Source organism: Streptomyces zagrosensis (assembly GCF_014203645.1).
Lineage (GTDB): Bacteria > Actinomycetota > Actinomycetes > Streptomycetales > Streptomycetaceae > Streptomyces > Streptomyces zagrosensis.
In genome coordinates this window covers 1-20,217 of the sequence record NZ_JACHJL010000021.1, presented here as the reverse complement: position 1 = coordinate 20,217, position 20,217 = coordinate 1, and the positions used below count along the sequence as shown (strand labels likewise).

At 71.1% G+C, this 20,217-nt stretch carries 15 protein-coding genes and 2 pseudogenes; 13 read left to right on the top strand and 4 right to left on the bottom strand.

Annotated elements, in window-relative coordinates; translation table 11 throughout:
* Positions 1 to 28: 28 nt before the first annotated feature.
* Complete coding sequence (locus FHS42_RS29465; RefSeq protein ID WP_184577568.1) at positions 29 to 577, bottom strand: cysteine dioxygenase; 549 nt, start codon at positions 575 to 577, stop codon at positions 29 to 31.
* Positions 578 to 1,273: 696 nt separating this feature from the next.
* On the opposite strand from FHS42_RS29465, the gene FHS42_RS29460 reads away from it, so the two are divergent.
* From FHS42_RS29460 to FHS42_RS29450, 3 genes are all read left to right on the top strand, one after another.
* Complete coding sequence (locus FHS42_RS29460; protein ID WP_004952403.1) at positions 1,274 to 1,537, top strand: WhiB family transcriptional regulator; 264 nt, start codon at positions 1,274 to 1,276, stop codon at positions 1,535 to 1,537.
* A gap of 395 nt (positions 1,538 to 1,932) precedes the next feature.
* The gene (locus FHS42_RS29455) at positions 1,933 to 6,279 is read left to right on the top strand and encodes a glycosyltransferase family 2 protein (RefSeq protein ID WP_184577565.1); all 4,347 of its coding nucleotides are present in this window, start codon (positions 1,933 to 1,935) and stop codon (positions 6,277 to 6,279) included.
* Positions 6,276 to 7,907: a DUF5719 family protein gene (locus FHS42_RS29450; protein ID WP_184577563.1), complete on the top strand. Its 1,632-nt coding sequence runs from the start codon at positions 6,276 to 6,278 to the stop codon at positions 7,905 to 7,907. The genes FHS42_RS29455 and FHS42_RS29450 overlap by 4 nt, the downstream gene beginning before the upstream one ends.
* A 231-nt stretch (positions 7,908 to 8,138) precedes the next feature.
* Here the strand turns inward: FHS42_RS29450 and FHS42_RS29445 are convergent, their stop codons facing one another.
* Entirely contained in the window at positions 8,139 to 8,546 is a 408-nt protein-coding gene (locus FHS42_RS29445; RefSeq protein WP_376772740.1) for a metallopeptidase family protein, read from the bottom strand.
* Positions 8,547 to 9,068: 522 nt separating this feature from the next.
* Between FHS42_RS29445 and FHS42_RS29440 the strand changes: the two genes are divergently transcribed.
* From FHS42_RS29440 to FHS42_RS29405, 8 genes and pseudogenes are all read left to right on the top strand, one after another.
* A complete protein-coding gene (locus FHS42_RS29440; protein ID WP_184577557.1) occupies positions 9,069 to 9,503 on the top strand; it encodes a DUF3499 domain-containing protein in 435 nt (144 codons plus the stop codon).
* 146 nt (positions 9,504 to 9,649) lie between these two features.
* Positions 9,650 to 10,003, top strand: a pseudogene (locus FHS42_RS29435) (L-lactate permease); the annotation flags it as partial.
* Between the two features lie 49 nt (positions 10,004 to 10,052).
* On the top strand, positions 10,053 to 10,220 hold the full coding sequence (locus FHS42_RS37690) for an L-lactate permease (RefSeq protein ID WP_246495597.1): 168 nt from the start codon (positions 10,053 to 10,055) through the stop codon (positions 10,218 to 10,220).
* Positions 10,221 to 10,684: 464 nt separating this feature from the next.
* The gene (locus tag FHS42_RS29425) at positions 10,685 to 12,052 is read left to right on the top strand and encodes a phosphomannomutase/phosphoglucomutase (protein WP_184577552.1); all 1,368 of its coding nucleotides are present in this window, start codon (positions 10,685 to 10,687) and stop codon (positions 12,050 to 12,052) included.
* A gap of 122 nt (positions 12,053 to 12,174) precedes the next feature.
* Positions 12,175 to 12,357 carry a Trm112 family protein gene (locus FHS42_RS29420; RefSeq protein WP_184577549.1) on the top strand — a complete coding sequence of 61 codons (183 nt, stop codon included), beginning with the start codon at positions 12,175 to 12,177 and terminating at the stop codon, positions 12,355 to 12,357.
* 48 nt (positions 12,358 to 12,405) lie between these two features.
* Positions 12,406 to 13,914 carry an SIS domain-containing protein gene (locus FHS42_RS29415; protein ID WP_184577546.1) on the top strand — a complete coding sequence of 503 codons (1,509 nt, stop codon included), beginning with the start codon at positions 12,406 to 12,408 and terminating at the stop codon, positions 13,912 to 13,914.
* A gap of 5 nt (positions 13,915 to 13,919) precedes the next feature.
* The gene (gene manA, locus FHS42_RS29410) at positions 13,920 to 15,140 is read left to right on the top strand and encodes a mannose-6-phosphate isomerase, class I (RefSeq protein ID WP_184577843.1); all 1,221 of its coding nucleotides are present in this window, start codon (positions 13,920 to 13,922) and stop codon (positions 15,138 to 15,140) included.
* A 349-nt stretch (positions 15,141 to 15,489) separates the two neighbouring features.
* Complete coding sequence (locus FHS42_RS29405) at positions 15,490 to 16,446, top strand: cation diffusion facilitator family transporter (protein WP_184577543.1); 957 nt, start codon at positions 15,490 to 15,492, stop codon at positions 16,444 to 16,446.
* 339 nt (positions 16,447 to 16,785) lie between these two features.
* On the opposite strand, the pseudogene FHS42_RS37685 reads toward FHS42_RS29405, so the two are convergent.
* Positions 16,786 to 17,055: pseudogene (locus FHS42_RS37685) on the bottom strand (PTS fructose transporter subunit IIB); the annotation flags it as partial.
* A 447-nt stretch (positions 17,056 to 17,502) separates the two neighbouring features.
* Between FHS42_RS37685 and ahcY the strand changes: the two are divergent.
* Together ahcY and FHS42_RS29390 are read left to right on the top strand one after the other, a co-directional pair.
* Positions 17,503 to 18,963, top strand: coding sequence for an adenosylhomocysteinase (gene ahcY / locus FHS42_RS29395; RefSeq protein WP_184577540.1), 1,461 nt, complete (start codon positions 17,503 to 17,505; stop codon positions 18,961 to 18,963).
* 195 nt (positions 18,964 to 19,158) lie between these two features.
* Positions 19,159 to 19,773, top strand: a complete 615-nt coding sequence (locus tag FHS42_RS29390; RefSeq protein WP_184577537.1) for a hypothetical protein — start codon at positions 19,159 to 19,161, stop codon at positions 19,771 to 19,773.
* A 211-nt stretch (positions 19,774 to 19,984) separates the two neighbouring features.
* Here the strand turns inward: FHS42_RS29390 and FHS42_RS36370 are convergent.
* On the bottom strand, positions 19,985 to 20,217 hold a 233-nt coding region (locus tag FHS42_RS36370; protein WP_221476986.1), incomplete at its 5' end, for a hypothetical protein.

The following is a 20,217-nucleotide window of genomic DNA, read 5'->3' as shown; positions in this document are numbered from 1 at the left end:
GACGGCGGCAGCGGTGGCCGGGCGGCGGTCAGCCGCCGGCGCCGCCGAACATGGCTGCGGCAGGGGCCGCTGTTACCGGGGCTGCTAGGGCCGGGGCTGTCGTGGCCGGCTGCGCGCCGGGCACGGCGTGGAAGGGCATCTCCGTCAGGCCGGGGAAGTAGATGTGGAGGCTGACGGCGGGTTCGAGGGAGTCGTTGACGATGTCGTGCGCGTAGCCGGGGGCGATCACATGGTGGGCGCCGGGGCGGAGCGCGCGCTGGCCGTGCGCGGTGCGTTCGGTCAAGCGGCCGTGCAAAACGGTGAACAGGCCGCTGGAACGGCCATGGTCATGAGCCTCGCTGCCCTGGCCCGGAACCCAGCTCAGCAGCCAGACCTCGTAGCCGGGGCCGGTGCGCAGCCGGTGGTACCAGCGGCTCGTCGCGTCGTACTCGACGAGCGGCTCCCAACTGGCCCGGTCGGCGGCGATGGCGCGGGCGAGGTGGGCGAACCCGGAGACGGTGCTGGGGTGGGCCGGCACCGGCGGCAGCAGGTGGGGGATGTCGAGCCAGTCCCCGGCGATTTGGATGTCGCTGTTCATGTACGGAGTTCCTCGGCGTAAGTGCGGGTGGCGCGCGCTGCGGTGAGTGCCGCGCGGGACGCTAGGCGGCGACCCGGGGCGTGCGCGCAGGAGATGAGGCGAGGGTGGAGCGCAAGAAGCTGGAGCTTGGGAGCATCAACAGCTAGAACAGCGACAGTGAGCGTGCACAGCGCAGCGGAACCCGAGGAAACGGGTCGGCCGGGGCATGTGGGTCACTGACATGCGACCAAGAAGACCGGGTCTGCTCGATCCTGTCAACTGAGTGTCTCTTTTGGGGGTAATGATTCACCTCATCCGGTTACCCCGACCGGAGAAAGGTTTGTGCACCCGTGTGGGCGGAGATGTGGCGCATCAGCCGCAGTCATCGACGCCGTGGAGTGCTCGTGATCGCGTTCCCGTGAGTGGGCGGGATGTGATCCGGTTCGCTTCGGCGGGTGGATTGCAACTGGGACCGACGGGTGTGGCGTCTGCTTCGGTTGGGAGACGCCGTTGGGCGCCGAACATGGCGGGCCGGTGGATGTGTCTGGCTTTAGGCCGATTTGAACACTTTCTGCAAGCCCTTGGTTCCGCAGAGTGAATAAGCGGTCCAATAGCAGATCTCGGCTTGACTGGCCCGGATCGGCACACTTGTAATTTCACACGTGTCGTTCACCTGACGGCGGCGGCACGGGACGCAATGACGGACGAGGGGCGCACATGACCGAGTTGTTCCAGCAACTGCTGGTCGAAGAGGCGGACGAGGAGCTCGGCTGGCAGGAGCGCGCACTGTGCGCTCAGACCGATCCTGAATCGTTCTTCCCGGAAAAAGGCGGGTCCACGCGTGAGGCGAAGAAGGTTTGCCTAGCCTGTGAGGTTCGTTCCGAGTGCCTTGAATACGCCCTTGCCAACGATGAACGCTTTGGAATCTGGGGTGGTCTGTCCGAGCGCGAACGACGACGGCTGAAAAAGGCCGCCGTCTGAACGGCTCATCCCCCCACAGCGGCTTCGATCACGGTCCGCCCCCCGGTGCCACAGTGCCCCGGGAGGCGGACCGTTGTCGTGGGCCCCGTACATCCGCGCGTATGCCCGTATGCCCGTACGCCCGTACGTGCATCTGCCCGCTCCGATAGGGGAGCTCCGTTGCGTGGCGAGCCGCAGCGCGATGACAAACCCGGTCCGGTCACCCGCAGCCCAGTGAAACCCCGGTGGCACCCCGGCGAGATACAGCCCTGTCAACGCGTCGCAGTGGACGAGCCCAGACGGAGCGGTGGGCCCGGGCGGCTGAGCCGTTAGTGTGGGGGCCCGTCCGAGACGCGCCAGTGCCCCAGCGGGGCCGCGCGTCCACCGCAGTCCAGCGAACCGGGGCCTGTACCTCGATGTCCGTGCACAGCCAACCGGCCGCCTCCTACCCGGCCGCCCCCACCGAGTTCGCGCCCGCCCACGGCGGCGCCGCGTCCTCGACGCCCGAGTTTCCGCGGCACGTGGTCACCGCCGTACTCGTCTCCCACGACGGTGCCCGCTGGCTGCCGGACGCGCTGGCCGGCCTCCTCGGCCAAGAGCGCCCCGTGCAGAGCGCGGTGGCCGCCGACACCGGCAGCGCCGACGACTCCGCCCAGCTGCTCACCGCTGCGCTGGGCCGGGAGCGAGTGCTCCACCTCGCCCGGCGCAGCGGCTTCGGCACGGCCGTGGACGAAGCCGTACGCGGCGCCCCCATGCTGACCCCGGACCAGCTTCCTTACCTCAAGCGCCCCAGCGGCTGGGACCCCGTCACCCGCAGTTGGCGCGACGACGCGTACGACATGCCGGAGTTGCCGCACGGTGAACCCGTGCAGTGGCTGTGGCTGCTGCACGACGACTGCGCGCCCGAACCGACCGCGCTTAGCGAGTTGCTCCGCGTCGCCGACGCCAGCCCCCGGGCCGCCATCGTCGGACCCAAGCTGCGAAGCTGGTACGACAAGCGGCAACTCCTCGAAGTCGGCGTCAGCATCGCCCGCAGCGGGCGCCGCTGGACCGGACTTGAGCGCCGCGAACAAGACCAGGGCCAGCACGACCAGGTGCGGCCCGTGCTCGCCGTCTCCAGCGCCGGAATGCTCATCCGGCGCGAGGTGTGGGAAGAACTCGGTGGCTTCGACGCGCGCCTGCCACTGATGCGCGACGACGTTGACCTGTGCTGGCGCGCCCAGGCGCTGGGCCACCAGGTGCTGATTGCCCCGGACGCCGTGGTGCGGCACGCGGAGGCGGCGGCGCGCGAGCGGCGCCCCATCGACTGCGTGGGTCGCGCCGGCGGGCCCACCGTTGCCGATGGCGAGCAGGACTCGGCGGCCAGCCGCCGCACGCCCCGCCGCTCATCGCCGCACCGCGTGGACAAGTCAGGCGCCGTCTACACGCTGCTCGCCAACACCCGGGGCGCCCTGTTCCCGTACGTCCTGCTGCGCGTCGTGCTCGGCACCTTGCTGCGTACCCTCGGCTATCTGGTGGGCAAGGCCCCGGCCCAGGCCGTGGACGAGTTCGCCGGGCTGTGCACCGTGCTGCTGCGGCCCGAACGCGTACTCGCCGCACGGCGCCAGCGCGGACGCCCCGTGGTGGAAGCGAGTGAGCTGCGCCCGCTCTTCCCGCCGCCCGGCGCGACCATGCGGGCCACCGTCGAACAGATCGCCAGCAACTTCGGTGGCCGCACCGAGCCTGAGCTGGTCTCCGGCGGCCGGCACGGCGTCGTCGAGTCGGGACCCGGCGGCGATGACGCCGACTTCCTTGAGGTCGAACAGTTCGCCCGGCTCAAGCGGGTCGCCCGTAAGCCAGGCCCGGTGCTCTTCGTCGTGCTGCTGCTGGTCTCCCTCATCGCCTGCCGCGACCTCATCGGTGGCGGCTCGCTCGCGGGCGGCGCACTGCTGCCCGCGCCCGGCGACGTCGGCGACCTATGGGGCCGCTACACCGACACCTGGCAGCCGGTCGGCGTCGGCGCCGCCGATGGCGGGCCGCCCTATCTGGCGGTGCTCGCCGCGCTGGCCAGCGTGTTCCTTGGCAGCACCGGCTTCACGCTCACGCTGCTGCTGGTCTGCTCGGTGCCGCTGGCCGGGCTCGCCGCCTACTTCGCCTCCCGGCCGCTGGTCGGCTCCCGACTGCTGCGTGCCTGGGGCAGCGTCGCCTACGCGTTGCTGCCGGCCACCACGGGCGCGCTGGCCAGCGGGCGCCTTGGCACCGCCGTACTCGCCGTACTGCTCCCGCTGATGGCACGCGCCGCCGTCTCCGCCGCCGGGCTGACCCTGGGCCGCGGCGGCGGCAGGCAGGTACCGGGCTGGCGCGCCGTGTGGGCGTACGTGCTGCTGCTCAGCCTCACCATGGCGTTCACCCCGGTGGTGTGGCCCATCGCGGTCCTCCTCGGGATCGCCGTGCTCGGGCTGCGGGCTGCGGGTGGCGGGGGCGGCGGGGGAGCACAGCTCGTCGCGTACGGGACACGCTTCCTGGCCGTTGCCCTCACGCCGCTGCTGGTGCTCGCGCCCTGGTCGCTCTCGCTACTGAGTGACCCTGGCCGACTCCTTGAGGAGGCGGGGCTCAACGAGGTGCGGGGCTCGGCCTCCGCCCTGGAACTGCTCACCCTCAGCCCCGGCGGCCCCAAGACCGCGAGCGCCCTGTTGCTGGTCGGTGTCGTGCTCGCCGCGCTCGCGGCCCTGCTGCGCTCCGGGCGGCAGCTCGCGGTGCGTGCCGCGTGGGTGGCTGCCCTGGCCGGCTTCTTGTTCGCGGCGCTGGCCGGTGCCGACCACTGGGCCGGGCCCGCGACCCTCGTCTACGGCCTCGCCCTGCTGTGCGCCGGCCTGGTGGGCGCCGAGGGGGCCAGGGCCCGGGTCGCGGAACAGAGCTTCGGCTGGCGGCAGCCGGTCGCCGCGCTCATCGCGCTCGCTGCCGGCCTCGCGCCGCTGATCGCCGCCTGTAGCTGGATGCTCAGTGGCGCCGATGGGCCCATCGAGCGACGCGACCCGGTGCAGGTTCCGGCGTTCGTCGCCGAGGAGGCCAGCACCCGCGACCAGGCCCGCACCCTGGTGCTCGACGGAACCGCGGCGCGGGTGGACTACATCCTGGTCCGCGGCTCGGGCGCACGGCTCGGGGACGCGGAGGCCGCTACCGAGTCCGGCGGCGACAAGCGACTCGACGACGTCGTGGCCCACCTCGTCGCGGGCTCGGGCGCCGACCAGACCCGCGAGCTCGGCGGCTACGCGGTGCGCTACGTGCTGGTACGCGACAGCGCCCCGCGCCAACTCGGCCGCGTCCTGGACACCACCCCCGGCCTGACCCGGCTCAGCCAACAGGACGGCAGCGCGCTGTGGCGTGTTGACCAGCGGGTCTCCCGCGTCAGCGTGGTGCAGCCGGCGAAGGGCGACGCGGCTGGTACGGGAAGTACGGGAAGTACGGGCGCCGCGAAGGACGCGGGCACCGTTCCGGTGCCGGTTGCCGCGGGCCCAGTCGAGGCGCACGGCACCGTGCCGGACGGCCCTGCGGGCCGGGTGCTGCGGGTCGCCGACAAAGCGGCTCCCGGCTGGCAGGCCACCCTCGACGGCAAGGAGCTGAAGCGGATCACCGTGGACGGCTGGGCCCAGGGCTTCGAGCTGCCCGCCACCGGTGGTCAACTCCATCTCACCTACGAGACTCCCGTCAGCCACACGCTGTGGGTGTGGGCCCAGGCGCTGTTCGCCCTGGTACTCCTCGTCCTTGCGCTGCCGGACCGACGCCGCGAGATCGACGACGATCTACCGGTGGCCAACGCCCCAACCGGGCCGGCGACCACGACCGCGACCGGGCCGGCGACCGCGTCGGCGCCGGTCGGTGGGCCGGTCGGTGGGCCGGCTGGCGGCCCGGACGACGGGGCGCCCGCGCAGGCGCCTTCCGGCGGGGGGCGCCGGGCGCGGCGGCTGCGCGCCGCAGCCCAGGCCACGGGGGAAGCCCACGAGGGTGCGGGTACGACACTCGGGCAGGCCCCGCCCGGCACCCCACCGAGCTCCCCCGGAATGCCCGCCGCGCCCCCGCCCCTGTCACCGCTGGCCCCGCCCCCGCCGGGTGCGCCGCCGGACGCCCCGGCAGACGGCCCGCCTGCGGCTGATCCGATGGCCGATCCCATGATCGACCCGTACGCGGTGCCGCAGCAGGGCTACGGGCAGCAGTGGGACCACGCCACGGGGTACGCCGCAGGCCAGCCGGGCTACCAGCCCTACCAGCAACCCCACCCGAACCAGGGCCCAGACCAGCAGCCTCATCAGGGCCAGGGCCAGGGCCAGGGCCAGGGCCAAAGCCAAGCCACAGACCCAGCCCAGGACCCGTACCAGCAGCCCCCCCAGGTCCCGTACCAGCAGTCCTACCCGGACCTGTACCAGCAGGGCACCGGCTACCAGCAGGGCGCCGACGCCGGCTACCAGGGCGCGCCCTATCCGGGGAGCCAGCCGGGCCAGGCCCCCACCGGCTACCCGAGCGGCGGCCAGCAGGCGGACCCATATCAGCGCGACGCTTACCAGTCGGGCCAGTCGGGCCAGTCGGGTTACGGCGGTGCGTACCCGCCGGGCCAGGCCGCCCCCTACCCCGATGGGCCCGCTCCGGACGGGACCTACCAGGACGGCTCCGACCCCTACGGGTACGGCCCGCCGTACCCAGCCGCCAACCCCGGGGCCGCGCAGGACGACACGACGTACGGCGACGGCACGAACCCCGAGCCCCGCCGCGACGGGAGCGAGTCATGAACCGCACCACCCTCTCCCTCATCGCCGCCACCACCGCGCTGGCCGCCCTCACCGGCGTCGCATCGATGACCTCCGACGCGGACTCGAAGACGGACACCGGCGCGGACGGAGCACACACGGCAACCGCTTCCCGGCTGCCCGTCGAGCGGTCCTCGCTGGTGTGTCCCGCGCCCACCTCGTCGGAGCTCGGCGAGACCACGTACACCGCGTACACGCCGAAGGGAAAGACCCCGGGCACGGCGAACAAGGGCGCTGCCGAGCTGCTCCCCGCGCACACCGCGGCAGGCACCGGCGACGGAAATGGCAGCAACGGCAGCAAGGACGGCAGCAAGGGTGACAAGGGCAGCAACGGCGACAGCAAGGACGGGGACGCTTCGGGCACGGAGAACGGCAAGGCCTCGGACTCGCCCGGCCGGCAGGACGTGCTGACGGGGGACCCGGTGCTGCCGCTCAAGGCGCCGGGCGCCCCGGTCACCGTCACCACGTCGCGCTCCGACGCCCCCGCGCTCATCGGCATCTCGGACGGCGCGCTCGCCCCCGGCTGGACCGTGCAGCAGACCACCACCGTCAGCGCCGGTGACGGGCGCGGCCTCCTTGGCACCTCCTGTGTCGCCCCCGGCACCGACTTCTGGTTCCCCGGCGCCAGCACCGCGGGGGACCGGCAGGACTACGTCCATCTCACCAACCCCGACAGCTCGCAGGCGGTCGTTGACCTGGAGCTGTACGGGGAGGACGGCCGAATCGACGCGCCCAGCGGCGAGTCGATCAACATCCCGCCGCACTCCACCAAGCCGGTGCTGCTGTCCACCCTGGTCAACAAGCCGACGATCAACCTGACGCTGCATGCCGCGGTGCGCTCCGGGCGCATCGGGGCCAGTGTGCAGGTCGCGGACACCAATATCGGCAGCGATTGGCTCCCGGCCGCGTCCGGTGCCGCTACGAGTGCGGTGCTCCCCGGTATCCCCAAGGACGCCACGTCGGTACGGCTGATCGCCTATGCCACGGGTTCGGACGACGCGGAGATGAAGATCCGGCTGTCTGGGCCGACCGGTGCCATCACGCCCGCGGGCCACGAGACGCTGAACGTCAAGAGCCGCATGACGTCCGCCGTTGACCTCGGTGACATCACCAAGGGCGAGCCGGGCTCGCTGGTCCTGACGCCGCAAGGCAAGAACACGGGCCCCTTCGTGGCGGCGCTACGCGTCACGCGCGGCAAAGGTGACCGACAGGAGACGGCGTTCATCCCGGCAACCGCCGCGATCGAGGACCGTGGAACGGCGGCCGACAACCGTTCCAAGGGCTCGACGCTGTCGCTGACCGCGCCCGAAGCGGCGGCCACCGTACGGGTCACCTCGTCGGCTGGCAGCGAGGACGGCGCCCCCGCAAGTCGGCAGATCACGGTCAAGGCCGGCACGACCGTTGCCGTTGATCCGCCCCGCCCGTCCGCGGCCAAGGGCCCGTACGCGGTGACGGTCGAGCGCCTGGACGGCGGCCCCGTGCACGCCTCCCGGATGCTGGAACTGCCGTCCGAGGGGGTGCCGATGTTCACCATCCAGGGGCTGCCGGACGACCGGGGCTTGGTCACGGTGCCCCGCGCACGCCAGGATCTGTCCCTGCTGAACGACTGAGCTGCCGCTGTACGACTGCCCTGCCAGGGAGGCCGGGCCACCTCGCGGGCCGAGCCTGCGAAGGAGCGGCCCGGCAGCACACAGGGGCGAGCCGAGGCGGCCGTACGGGAGCGACGAGCGCCGGCTGGCGCTCCCGCTTACAGGCCTGCCGATGCGCCCGCTGTGGCTCGGGCGGAATATGGCCGAAAGCGGTCGGTTGAGAGGGAGAACGGGACGGAACGCGGAGCGCGGTCAGTCCTGGCCGTAGCGCGGATCGACCGATTCCGGTGCCAGCCCGAGCAACTCGGCGACCTGCTCGACGACGACCTCGTGGACCAGGAGGGCGCGCTCATCGCGGTTCTTGGTACGGATCTCGATCGGGCGGCGGTAGACCACGATGCGCGCCTGGCGCTCGCCGTCAGCCGCGATGAACCGACCGAGTGGCACGGCGTCATCGCCCCACGGGCCCGGCCCGCTGCCCGGGCCGTCCCCCGCCGGGCTGCCCCCGATGCCCGGCACATCGCGTACGGAGAACTCGACGTCCGACAGTTGGGGCCAGCGCCGCTCAAGCCGTTCGGCGGAGTCGTGGACCAGGTCGATGAAGAAGTCCGCGCGGGTGACGGAGAGCGGCACTTGCGGCGGTGCGATCGGTCCGCGCATTCCGCGGCCATGCCGGTCCCGGCGGCGCGGGCGCGGCCCGGCCGAGGCGGGGGTGTTCCCGGCGCCGGTCGCCGGGCGGGCCTCTGCCGGCTGCGCGGGGGCGGCGTCGCCGGCGCTGGCCGGGGTTGCGGGGTTTCCCGCGCCGGCGGGGGCCGCGGTGCTCTCAGCGTTGGCTGGGGCGGGGGCACCGTCAGCGTTGGCCGGAGTCGGGCTGCCCCCGGCGTGAGATGGGGGTGGTACGGGGTTGTCCATCACTGACGAGAGTAGCCGCCGGACGCCATGGACCATGCGCCTACGGGGCGCGATGCCTCCCGTCTCAGGCTGAACATTCCAGCCACGCTTGCGTTCACATAAAGACGGCTATTGGCCGATAGGGCGCTCGGCGACGGGCGTCAATGGGATCGAATGGTGACAGGAATCATCTTCGTCGAAACGCCGCGTCACTGGCCTTATGCAGGTCAGGCTGGTTGGCTAGCCGCCGAGTTCATAGGATGAACGAGGACGACACGGTGGAGTGAGGTCATGGAGAGTCGTCGCGGCCCGCTCAAGAGTGCGGTACCGTCCAACATCGTGAGCCCTGTACGTCGCTGTTCGCGCACCGCGTGCGGTCGTCCCGCCGTCGCGACGCTGACGTACGTCTATGCGGACTCCACCGCGGTCCTCGGACCGCTCGCCACCTACGCCGAACCCCACTGCTACGACCTGTGTTCGCAGCACTCGGAGCGGCTGACAGCACCACGTGGCTGGGAGGTCGTCCGGCTCGCCGTGGACACCGGCCCCACCAGACCCAGCGGCGACGATCTCGAAGCGCTCGCCAACGCCGTACGCGAGGCCGCCCGCCCGCACGACCGTGGTGCCGCAGCGCACGGTGCCGTTGGGCCGCATGGCCGCGAGGCCGACCCCATGGAGGGCGCTCGCCGCGCCCACCTGAGGGTCCTCCGCTCGCCCGACTCCTGACCGGGGCGCTCCCCGCGCCACTGCCTCGATGGCAGGTCAGCCGCCCCTGCCCCGGCCGGTAGCCGAGCGCGCAGCGATCACTCCGTACCGCAGCAGTGACGCTCGCTTGTTGTGGACACGACCTTTCCCCTCGCCGGGGGGTCCGTTTGTCCGGACAACACCTGGAACCGGTAGCCGGTTCGCTCGCGCCGTCCGCTCTCGTCGCCGCCCTACCCCTTGGCACCGTCCTCGTGCTGCTCGGCGCGCTGCGCGTACGGGCGCACTGCGCGGGGCTCGCCGGTCTGGCCGTTGCCGTGCTCGTCGGCTGCGCCGTGTACGAGATGCCCATCGGCCAGGCGCTTTGCGGCGGCGCGCAAGGGCCACTCTTCGGGCTCTTTCCGATCATGTGGATCGTCGTCAACGCCCTGTGGGTGTACCGGATGACGCTGCGCACCGAGCACTTCGATGTGCTACGGCGCTCGTTCGGCAGGCTCTCCGACGACCCGCGGGTGCAGGCCCTCGCCCGAACTGCTCGCCGCGGCCAACAGCTCGGGTGGTGTGCTCGGCACGATGGTCTCGCCCCAAAACCTCACCATCGCCTGCGCCGCCGTGGGCCTCACAGACCGCGAGGGCGACCTGTTGCGCAAGGTACTGCCGTGGAGCCTGGGGCTACTCCTGGTGATGTGTCTGGTGGTGCTGGCGCAGAGCACGGTGGTGCTGGGGTGGGTGCTGCCGTGAGGGCGTGACCCATGGGGGCGTGCGGGGCGTGAAGAGGCGACAACTGCGAGTTGTCGGCTAGCGCGCGCGAGCCGTGGGGGCGCGAGGGCGTGTGGACGCGAGCCGTGGGGTGGCGGCTGGCACCCCGGATGGCCGGCGCCGCGAGGGCGCCCGGCACGGCCGCCACGCGGGATCGCGCGGTGCGCGGTGCGCCGGGGCCCACCGGGTGCGCGTACCGGCATACGGATGCGCGTGCGCCGGGGCATACAGTGCGCGTGCACCGGCGCGTACGGCGCGGGTGCGCGGGGACGACGTACGGTGCGCTTGGACGGGGAGAGACGCCGCCCCGGTGGGCGGTACGTGTGAGCGGAGGCGTACGGTCCGCGTCGGCGGGGGCATACGGTCCGCGTGGGCGCCGCCCGGGAGTCCTTCCCTTCCCGCCGGTAGATTTGGCACCCCTCAACGAAGTCCAGGAGGAGTAGGCCGTGGCTGATCTGTCGCAGCTCGTGAAGGCGTACGACGTGCGCGGGGTGGTCCCCGACCAGTGGGACGAGACGCTGGCCGCACTGTTTGGCGCGGCCTTCGCACAAGTGACGGAAGCAAACGCAATCGTGATCGGCCATGACATGCGGCCGTCGTCGCCCGGGCTGTCCCGGGCGTTCGCCAAGGGCGCGGCGGCGCGCGGCGTGGACGTCACCGAAATCGGTCTGTGCTCAACGGACGAGCTGTACTTCGCCAGCGGCGCGCTCGACCTACCCGGCGCGATGTTCACCGCGAGCCACAACCCGGCCCAGTACAACGGCATCAAGATGTGCCGCGCCGGCGCCGCCCCGGTGGGCCAGGACACGGGGCTCGCCGAGATCCGCGCTCTGGTGGAGCGCTGGTCCGAGACGGGCGCACCCGAGGGCCCTGAGAAGCCAGTCGCGCCCGGTTCCATCACCCAGCGCGATGTGCTCGCCGACTACGCCGCCCACCTGCGCAATTTGGTGAACTTGACCGCGAGCCGCCCGCTAAAGGTCGTCGTGGACGCGGGCAACGGCATGGGCGGCCACACCGTGCCCACCGTCTTCGACGGCCTGCCGATCGACCTCGTCCCGCTCTTCTTCGAGTTGGACGGAACGTTCCCCAACCACGAGGCCAACCCGCTCGACCCGAAGAACATCGTGGATCTCCAACAGAAGGTCCGTGAGACCGGGGCCGATCTGGGGCTGGCCTTCGACGGCGATGCCGACCGCTGCTTCGTCGTGGACGAGCGGGGCGAGCCGATCCCGCCGTCCGCCGTCACCGCGCTGGTCGCCGAGCGCGAGCTGGCCAAGCACCCGGGCGGCACGATCATTCACAACTGCATCACCTCCTGGTCGGTGCCCGAGATCGTCAAGGAAGCGGGCGGCACGGCCGTGCGCACCCGCGTCGGCCACTCGTTCATCAAGGCGGAGATGGCCCGTACCGGCGCGATCTTCGGCGGCGAGCACTCCGCGCACTACTACTTCCGCGATTTTTGGAACGCCGACACCGGCATGTTGGCCGCGCTGCACGTCCTCGCCGCGCTCAGCGAGCAGGACGGCCCGCTCTCACAGCTCGTATCGCGCTACAACCGGTACGCCGCGTCCGGCGAGATCAACAGCATTGTCGATGACCAGCCGGGCCGCGCCGACGCCGTCAAGGCCGCCTACGAAAACCGCGCCGACGCGCAGCTCGACGAACTCGACGGCCTCACCGTCACCACCCCCACCTGGTGGTTCAACCTCCGCGCATCCAACACGGAGCCGCTGCTGCGGCTGAACGTGGAGGCGCGCGACGCGGAAACGGTGGACCGCGTGCGCGACGAGGTCTTGGCGATCGTCCGCGCGTAAACAGGTACCTCCTTTCGCAGGCCCGCCCAGGGCCGCCGCCGAGTGCGCCCGCCGGGCGCCCAGCCCGACCGGCGGCGGTACCCTGGGCGGCACAGCAATGTGCCCGTCCCGAAGGGAAGACCATGCCGGTCGAAGCCAGCCTCTTGGAGATCCTCGCCTGCCCGGCGTGCCACGCCCCGCTGCGAGACGAGTCGGCGGCGCAGACCCCCGAGCTGGTCTGCGATGGCAACGGCTGCGGCCTGGCGTACCCGATCCGGGACGGCATCCCCGTGCTTCTCGTGGACGAGGCGCGGCGCCCGGCCTGACTCGGCGTACCGCGCACACGCCCCACGGCGATCGGAGGCCGACGCTCCATGCTCGACGAATCGCTCCTCGATGCCCCCGAAGCCCTCGCGCGTGCCGATACCCGCGGGCTGCTGCGGGGCGCCGCGGAATCCGGCGCCCGGGTGCGGATGGCAGCCCGGGCCGCCGCCGAGGCGGGCATCGCCGACCTGCAGCCCGATGGCAGACCGCGTTCGGTACTGGTAGCCGGGCCGGGGAGCGTGGCCGACTGCACCGCCGACCTACTCGGTGCGCTCAGTGGCGGTAGCGTCCCCGTCACGCTGATCCGCGCGACCGGCGTAGCGCCCGCCGCTGGCGCCCTGCGCTGGGCACTGCCCGGCTGGGCCGGGCCGCTCGATGTGCTGGCCGTGACCAGCCCGGATGGTGCCGAGCCGGGGTTGTGCGTACTGATCGACCAGGCGTACCACCGAGGTTGCTCGGTGGTGGCCGTGGCGCCGCGGGGCACCCCGGTGGCCGACGCCGTCGAGCGTGCCCGGGGCCTGATCATCGCGACGGCGCCCGCCCCGCAGCCGGCGCCAAGCGACACCGCGTACGACCTCACCCCACCCGCAAGCGCCCCCTACGGCAGTGGCCCGGGTGCCGCCGCCCCGGCTGCCGGCCCATCGGACGCAGCCGAGCCGCAGCCGCCCGGCGAACCCGCCGGCGATCCGAGCCCGCAAAGCCCCACCGCACCCGGCACTCCGGCGCGCGACGAGCCCAGCACTCCGGCGCCCGGCGAGCCCGGCCGCCCCGCCCCCGGTGAGGGCGGCACCAACCCGCCATCCCCGACCCCGGGCGACGCCCACCCGCAGCCCGCTGCGCCCACCCCCGCGCCAGGAGCCTTCGGCGAGCACCCGCACGGCGCGGCCTCGCCCGCCGCCGCGCAGCTCACCAACCCTTACGCGCCGGCTCAACCGCCCGGCGTGCTGTGGGCAGTGCTCACGCCGTTGCTCGCGCTCGTTGATCGGATCGGCCTGGTGCACGCGCCGCCCGAGGTGCTCCAGCAAGTGGCCGACCGGCTCGATCGGGTCGCCGAACGATGCGGGCCGGCCCAGGCCACGTACAGAAACCCGGCCAAGACGCTCGCCGCCGAACTGGCCGGCGCGCTGCCGCTGGTGTGGACCGAGGGGGAGCTTGCGGCTGCGGTCGGGCGCCGGTTCGCACGCCTGCTCGGCGCGGTGGCCGGGCGCCCCGCGCTCGCCGCCGAACTGCCGGACGCGTTGCGCTCCCACGGCGCGCTGCTGACCGGGGCGTTCGCCGGAGGTGCCGACCCCGACGACTTCTTCCGGGACCGCGTGGAGGAGCCCGAGGCGCTACGAGCCCGGGTCGTCCTGCTCCGCGACCGGCCATCTCCCACCGATCCGGCCGCCGCCCGACTCTCGTCCGCTCCGGCCGCCCGCGACCTCGCCCTGAGCCATGACACGGCGATCAGCGAGCTCGAACCCTCCGAGGCCGGCACCGTGGAAATCGCCGCTGAGCTTCTCGCCATCACGGATTTCGCCGCTGTTTACCTGGCGCTCGCCGCACCCGGGAGATCATGAGCGCCATGGACCGCCTAGCCAACACCGTGCGCCCCTACGCCTGGGGCTCCACCACCGCCCTGCCCGAACTGCTCGGCACGGCACCAACCGGCGCACCGCAGGCCGAACTGTGGATGGGCGCACACCCTGGCGCGCCGTCGCGCGTCGATCGGGGCGCGGGCCCCATCGGGCTGAACGAGGTCATCGCGGCGGACCCCGACACCGAACTCGGGCCGGAGGCCGTGCGCCGCTTCGGCGAGCGACTGCCGTTCCTGTTCAAGGTCCTCGCCGCGGACACCGCGCTCTCCCTCCAGGTCCACCCGAACCTCGACCAGGCCCGGGCGGGGTTCGCGGACGAAGAGGAGCGCGGCGTTCCGATCGATGCGCCGCACCGCAACTACAAGGACGCCAACCACAAGCCCGAACTGATCTGCGCGCTCACCCCCTTCGACGGGCTGTGCGGCTTCCGCGCCCCCGCCGAGGCCGCCGACCTGCTCGCCGGCCTTGAGGTGGACTCGCTCAAGCCGTACGTGGACATCCTGCGAGCCATGCCGGACACGGACGCGCTGCGCGAGGTGCTGACCGCCGTGCTCAGTGCCGAACACGAGGCGATGGCCAAGACCGTCGCCGAGGCGACCGCCGCCGCCGAACGCCTGGCAGCCGCGGACGGCCCGCACTCCGCTGCGTACGCCGCCTACGTCACCGTCGCCCACAGCTTCCCCGGCGACCCCGGCGTGATCGCCGGCATGCTGCTCAACTACGTACAGCTCCAACCGGGCGAGGCCCTCTACCTGGGAGCGGGCATCCCCCACGCGTACATCAACGGCCTCGGCGTCGAGATCATGGCCAACTCCGACAACGTGCTGCGCTGCGGCCTCACGCCCAAACACGTGGACGTCCCCGAACTGCTGCGCGTCGTGAAGTTCGAAAGCACCCCGCCCGGCGTACTACGCCCCGAGGCCGACGCGGACGGCGAGGAGCTGTACGTCGCGCCGATCGACGAGTTCCGGCTCTCCCGCTACGTGCTGGCCACCGGCGCCACGCCCCGCCTATTGACCGCCGGCGCGCCCCAGATCCTGCTCTGCACCGCGGGATCGGTCTCGCTCCGTATCCCGCAGGCCGCGAAAGCCACCGCCACAGCGTCCGAACTGCACCTGGCAGCGGGCGAGTCGGCCTACGTGCCCGCCTCGGAGACCGTCGAACTCGCGGGCGAGGGAACGATCTTCCGCGCCACGCTCGCCATCTGACGACTGAGTCGAAACGTCGTACGGCACCTAGCCGAGACGCCGTGCGACATCGGCTCAGAACCTGGCCCCGGCCCCGGCCTGATGCCACGCCACCGGCGGCTGCTTCCACCGGCCGAGGTGCCAGAGCCGACCTCGTCGGAGGTGGTTGCAAGGGACCGCGGAAGTCGCTTGCCACAGTGGCGCGCCGCAGTTGCCCGCTGCCGTACGTCGTCGGATGCACCCCGTTGCCGCGCTCTGACACCCTCCCGTCGGCTGAGGCTGCAACAATGGCGCGCCGTAAAGCAGTGGTAAAGCGTCGGCCATGTGTCAGGTGCCGAGCGAACCCGGGTGGAAGGGACATTTAGCACACATGAGTGCATCAGGCGGAACCAAGGCGATCGTTGCCGCACTGGGCGCCAACCTGGCCATCGCGGTGGCCAAGTTCGTGGCGTTCGCGTTCAGCGGCTCGTCGTCCATGCTCGCCGAGGGGGTGCACTCGCTGGCTGACTCGGGCAATCAAGGCTTGCTGCTACTTGGCGGCAAGAAAGCCAAGCGCGAGGCAACCCCGGAACACCCCTTCGGCTACGGCCGCGAGCGCTACATCTACGGCTTCCTCGTCTCCATCGTGCTGTTCACCGTTGGTGGCGTCTTCGCGCTCTACGAGGGCTACGAAAAGATCAAGAACCCGCACGACATCGAGCACTGGTACTGGCCGGTGGGCGTGCTCGTTTTCGCGATCATCGCCGAGTCGTTCTCGTTCCGCATGGCGATCAGGGAGTCCAACGAGGTACGAGGCGCGCTGAGCTGGCCTCAGTTCGTACGCCGCGCCAAGGCCCCCGAGCTGCCGGTGGTCCTCCTCGAAGACCTCGGCGCACTGGTCGGCCTTATCCTCGCGCTCGGCGGCGTATGCCTCGCGCTCGGGACGGGCGACGGTGTCTGGGACGGCGTCGGCACCCTGTGCATCGGCGTGCTGCTCGTCGTGATCGCCATCGTGCTCGCGGCCGAGACGAAGTCGCTGCTGCTCGGCGAGGCGGCCGACACGGATGAGGTGGCCAAGATCCGCGAGGCCATGGTCGATGGCGAGAGCGTGACCCGGCTGATCCACATGCGTACGCTCCATCTCGGCCCCGAGGAACTGCTGGTCGCCGCCAAGATCGCGGTACGGCACGACGACACGGCAACGGAGGTGGCCGACGCCATCAACGCCGCCGAAACCCGCATCCGCGCCGCCTGCCCGACCGCCCGAGTGATCTACCTGGAACCGGACATCTACGATGCCGAAGCCGCGGCGTCCGGCACCGCCCCAACCGAGCCGCCAACGCCCTGAACTCCGCTGGCCGGCCCCGCCCGGCCAGCAGCTCACCCACGACCCCCTCCGTGAACCGCCGCGGCCGGTGCGCTAGCGAACCTCCGCCAGTACGGCCATGACCGCGGCCTCATCCGGCGCGCTCTGTAGCCGCTCGCGGAAGCCCGCATCCACCAAACTTCTGCGACAGCAGCGCCAAAATGCGCAGATGCTCATCGTCCGCGGCGGCTTCGGGCACGGCGATCTTGAGACCAACCTGGCCTGTGTACCGTCGAGCGCCCCCTTGATACCGGCCACAAAGCGGGCGAAGTCGCTCGTCCGGGCGCCATGGACCCCGCCGTGCGGGTGGCCCGCGCTGCCCGGCTCGATCAGTTGCTTGGGGTGGTGGATTCCCCCGGCGACGCCGGTCGCCAGTACCCGCTTGCCGACGAGCCGACTGCGATCAACGTCCTTGTCGGCGGCCACGATGAGGGCGTCCGCGCTCTCGATATCGTTGTCAGACAGTACGTTTTCAGCCCCGATCGACCCCTGGGTCCCCACCTTGTTGCTGTGACCCAATGCCTCGGCTGCCCGGGCCAGCTTTTCGGCGGCCAGGTATGTGTGGGCGATGCCAGTTGGGCAGGCGGTCATCGCGAGCGACCAGAGCCCTCGCCCGACCGCTCTCGCCCCGCCGGGGGCCCTGGCTGAACCGGTGGTCACGTGGCTCTCCTTACGGTCAGCTGGCACGCGATGTGGTGCGGATGGTCTCGCGCTCACCGCGTCCTGTGACACGTCTCGGACGGCAAAAAAGGGGCCGGAATCGCTTGGCGAAACCTTTCGTACGCGCCTTGAAGCGGCCGAGACACCACCGGTCCGGCCACTCATGGCAGGGAGGGGGCTGGGGTTCGCTGGGCCGATCGGTGTAGATTCGTGACCAGCCAGACGTCGCTGCTGATGGCGGTCGGGCGGCCCGCTTCGCGGTCCGGCCGAGGGAGAGAGGGCCTCCGACGGACTGCGTTGCGACCAGGGGATGGCTCTGTCCGCTGCCGCACGCCCAGCCGAACACTCTCTCGACCCCAATTTTGAGGAGCAGCATTCATGTCGCTTGCCGACGCGAACGGCCAGGACTTCAAGGTCGCCGATCTGTCCCTGGCCGACTTCGGCCGCAAGGAGATCGTCCTCGCCGAGCACGAGATGCCCGGCCTGATGTCGATCCGCAAGGAGTACGCCGAAGCCCAGCCCCTCGCCGGCGCTCGGGTCACCGGCTCGCTGCACATGACCGTGCAGACCGCCGTTCTCATCGAGACGCTGGTGGCGCTCGGTGCTGAGGTCCGCTGGGCCTCCTGCAACATCTTCTCCACCCAGGACCACGCCGCCGCGGCCATTGCCGTGGGCCCGAACGGCACGCCGGACAACCCGCAGGGCATCCCGGTCTTCGCCTGGAAGGGCGAGACGCTTGAGGAGTACTGGTGGTGCACCGAGCAGGCGCTGACCTGGCCCGGCACCGCCACCGGCGGCCCGAACATGATCCTCGACGACGGTGGTGACGCCACCCTCCTCGTCCACAAGGGCGTCGAGTACGAGAAGGCCGGCGCGGCCCCTGACGTCTCCACCGCCGAGAACGACGAGCACCGCATCATCCTCCAGGTCCTCAACCGCACCATCGCCGAGAGCCCGCAGAAGTGGACGCAGCTCGCGTCCGAGATCCGCGGCGTGACCGAGGAGACCACCACCGGCGTGCACCGGCTGTACGAGATGCAGCAGGCCGGCGCCCTCCTCTTCCCGGCGATCAACGTCAACGACGCCGTCACGAAGTCCAAGTTCGACAACAAGTACGGCTGCCGCCACTCGCTCATCGACGGCATCAACCGCGCGACCGACGTCCTCATCGGCGGCAAGGTCGCGGTCGTCTGTGGCTACGGCGACGTCGGCAAGGGCTGCGCGGAGTCCCTCCGCGGCCAGGGCGCCCGCGTGATCATCACCGAGATCGACCCGATCTGTGCGCTACAGGCGGCGATGGACGGCTACCAGGTGGCCACGCTGGACGATGTGGTGGAGACGGCGGACATCTTCATCACCACCACCGGCAACAAGGACATCATCTTGGCCAGCGACATGGCCAAGATGAAGCACCAGGCGATCATCGGAAACATCGGTCACTTCGACAACGAGCTCGACATGGCCGGCCTCGCTGCCATCCCCGGCATCGTCAAGGACGAGGTCAAGCCGCAGGTCCACACCTGGACGTTCGAGGACGGGCGCAAGCTCATCGTGCTTTCCGAGGGCCGCCTGCTGAACTTGGGCAACGCCACCGGTCACCCGTCGTTCGTCATGTCCAACTCCTTCGCGAACCAGACGATCGCCCAGATCGAACTGTTCACGAAGCCGGAGTCCTACCCGACGGACGTCTACGTGCTGCCCAAGCACCTCGACGAGAAGGTCGCCCGCTTGCACCTCGACGCCCTCGGGGTCAAGCTGACGACGCTCCGCCCGGAACAGGCCTCCTACATCGGCGTTCCGGTCGAGGGCCCGTACAAGCCCGACCACTACCGCTACTGATCCGTCAGCTGATGCCCGGGCCAGGCCGGCACGACAGCATCCCGCTCGCCGTGCCGCTGTCCACGCCACCCTGACCGGACGCAGCAATCGGTAACCCAGCACGTCGGTACCAGGCCCCCGCTCCCGAGCGCGGGCACGAGGGCCTGCCACGGTCGCCTGCGGCCGAGGCAGGCCCTCACTCGTTCAAGGACGCCCATGCCCCGCGGTCGCTATTCGCTCCATGACCCGCATGACCACACCCCCCTAGGTGAAGAACGCTTCCACTGCGCACCAGGCCCCTCCGGCTGGCGCTACGTCTCTCAGACGACCTCCCCCTCCGGCGCACACACCGGCTCGGTCGATCTCACCCTCGACGAACTCGGCCGACCGCTGCGGCTGGAGCTCCAGGCCACCGACTGGCGCGTCCGCGGGGCCGCCATCGACGGCGTGACCTGGGTCCGCACCGATGCCTCCGCGGAACACGCCAGCGAAGGCAATGTCCGAGCCCACGCATTCACCGGCGCCTCCCCCGCCTTTCTGATCGCCGCCACTCGGCTGCTGCGACCCGCCCCCGACGCCCCGGCCACCCGCCTGCGGCTCGTTGCATTCACCGCCCCCGTCCTGGCACCCCGGACCCTCGACCAGTCCTGGGCACTGCTGAAAAGCGAAGCACACAGCACTGACAACGGACCGCTGACGGTGGATACGTACCAGGTCAGCGAGTTGGACACCGGAGAGCAGCACAGCGTGCACATCGCGGGCGACGTCGTCTTGTCAGCCCCGGGCGTCGAGCTGGAAGACCTGGACAGCCCGCCGTCCTCCTTCCCCTAATGGCACTCAGACGGCCCGCGCCACCGCCCGCATCCGGTGCCAACTCCAGCGGTCGCGCTCGATGTGCGTCCAAGCCGGCTGACCTGCTAGTCTCCTCTTCGCCCCGCAGGTTCGTTGACACGGACCCAACGGGGAGGTAGATTTCAACGGTTGCCGCGAGTTGGACAGACCCGCGGATGAACGTTAGAGTCTGACTCGCTTCTAGCGCGAATTACTTTCCGCTGAAGCCACCTCTTTCGAATCTGATGAGAAACGTAAGGCCGATTCGATCGGCCGAAAAGATTCTGATAAAGTCGAAGAAGCCGAAAGGCAAAAGGCTCTCCAACGGCCACTGGAAACAAATTCCGCCGGAAACAGCGGGAAAAGGATCTGGTAAGGTTGGAAACACCGAAGGGAAGCGCCCGGAGGGCCCCGGTGAAACGGGACCGAAGGAAGCGTCCGTTC

Excerpts from the sequence above, each read along its gene's own strand:
- FHS42_RS29390 (WP_184577537.1), top strand. The coding sequence starts at position 19,159 with ATGCCCCGCGGTCGCTATTCGCTCCATGACCCGCATGACCACACCCCC.
- ahcY (WP_184577540.1), top strand. The coding sequence starts at position 17,503 with ATGTCGCTTGCCGACGCGAACGGCCAGGACTTCAAGGTCGCCGATCTG.
- FHS42_RS29450 (WP_184577563.1), top strand. The coding sequence starts at position 6,276 with ATGAACCGCACCACCCTCTCCCTCATCGCCGCCACCACCGCGCTGGCC.
- FHS42_RS29405 (WP_184577543.1), top strand. The coding sequence starts at position 15,490 with ATGAGTGCATCAGGCGGAACCAAGGCGATCGTTGCCGCACTGGGCGCC.
- FHS42_RS29445 (WP_376772740.1), bottom strand. The coding sequence starts at position 8,546 with ATGCGCGGACCGATCGCACCGCCGCAAGTGCCGCTCTCCGTCACCCGC.
- FHS42_RS29415 (WP_184577546.1), top strand. The coding sequence starts at position 12,406 with ATGCTCGACGAATCGCTCCTCGATGCCCCCGAAGCCCTCGCGCGTGCC.
- FHS42_RS29465 (WP_184577568.1), bottom strand. The coding sequence starts at position 577 with ATGAACAGCGACATCCAAATCGCCGGGGACTGGCTCGACATCCCCCAC.
- FHS42_RS29455 (WP_184577565.1), top strand. The coding sequence starts at position 1,933 with ATGTCCGTGCACAGCCAACCGGCCGCCTCCTACCCGGCCGCCCCCACC.
- manA (WP_184577843.1), top strand. The coding sequence starts at position 13,920 with ATGGACCGCCTAGCCAACACCGTGCGCCCCTACGCCTGGGGCTCCACC.
- FHS42_RS37690 (WP_246495597.1), top strand. The coding sequence starts at position 10,053 with ATGGTCTCGCCCCAAAACCTCACCATCGCCTGCGCCGCCGTGGGCCTC.
- FHS42_RS29420 (WP_184577549.1), top strand. The coding sequence starts at position 12,175 with ATGCCGGTCGAAGCCAGCCTCTTGGAGATCCTCGCCTGCCCGGCGTGC.
- FHS42_RS29440 (WP_184577557.1), top strand. The coding sequence starts at position 9,069 with ATGGAGAGTCGTCGCGGCCCGCTCAAGAGTGCGGTACCGTCCAACATC.
- FHS42_RS29460 (WP_004952403.1), top strand. The coding sequence starts at position 1,274 with ATGACCGAGTTGTTCCAGCAACTGCTGGTCGAAGAGGCGGACGAGGAG.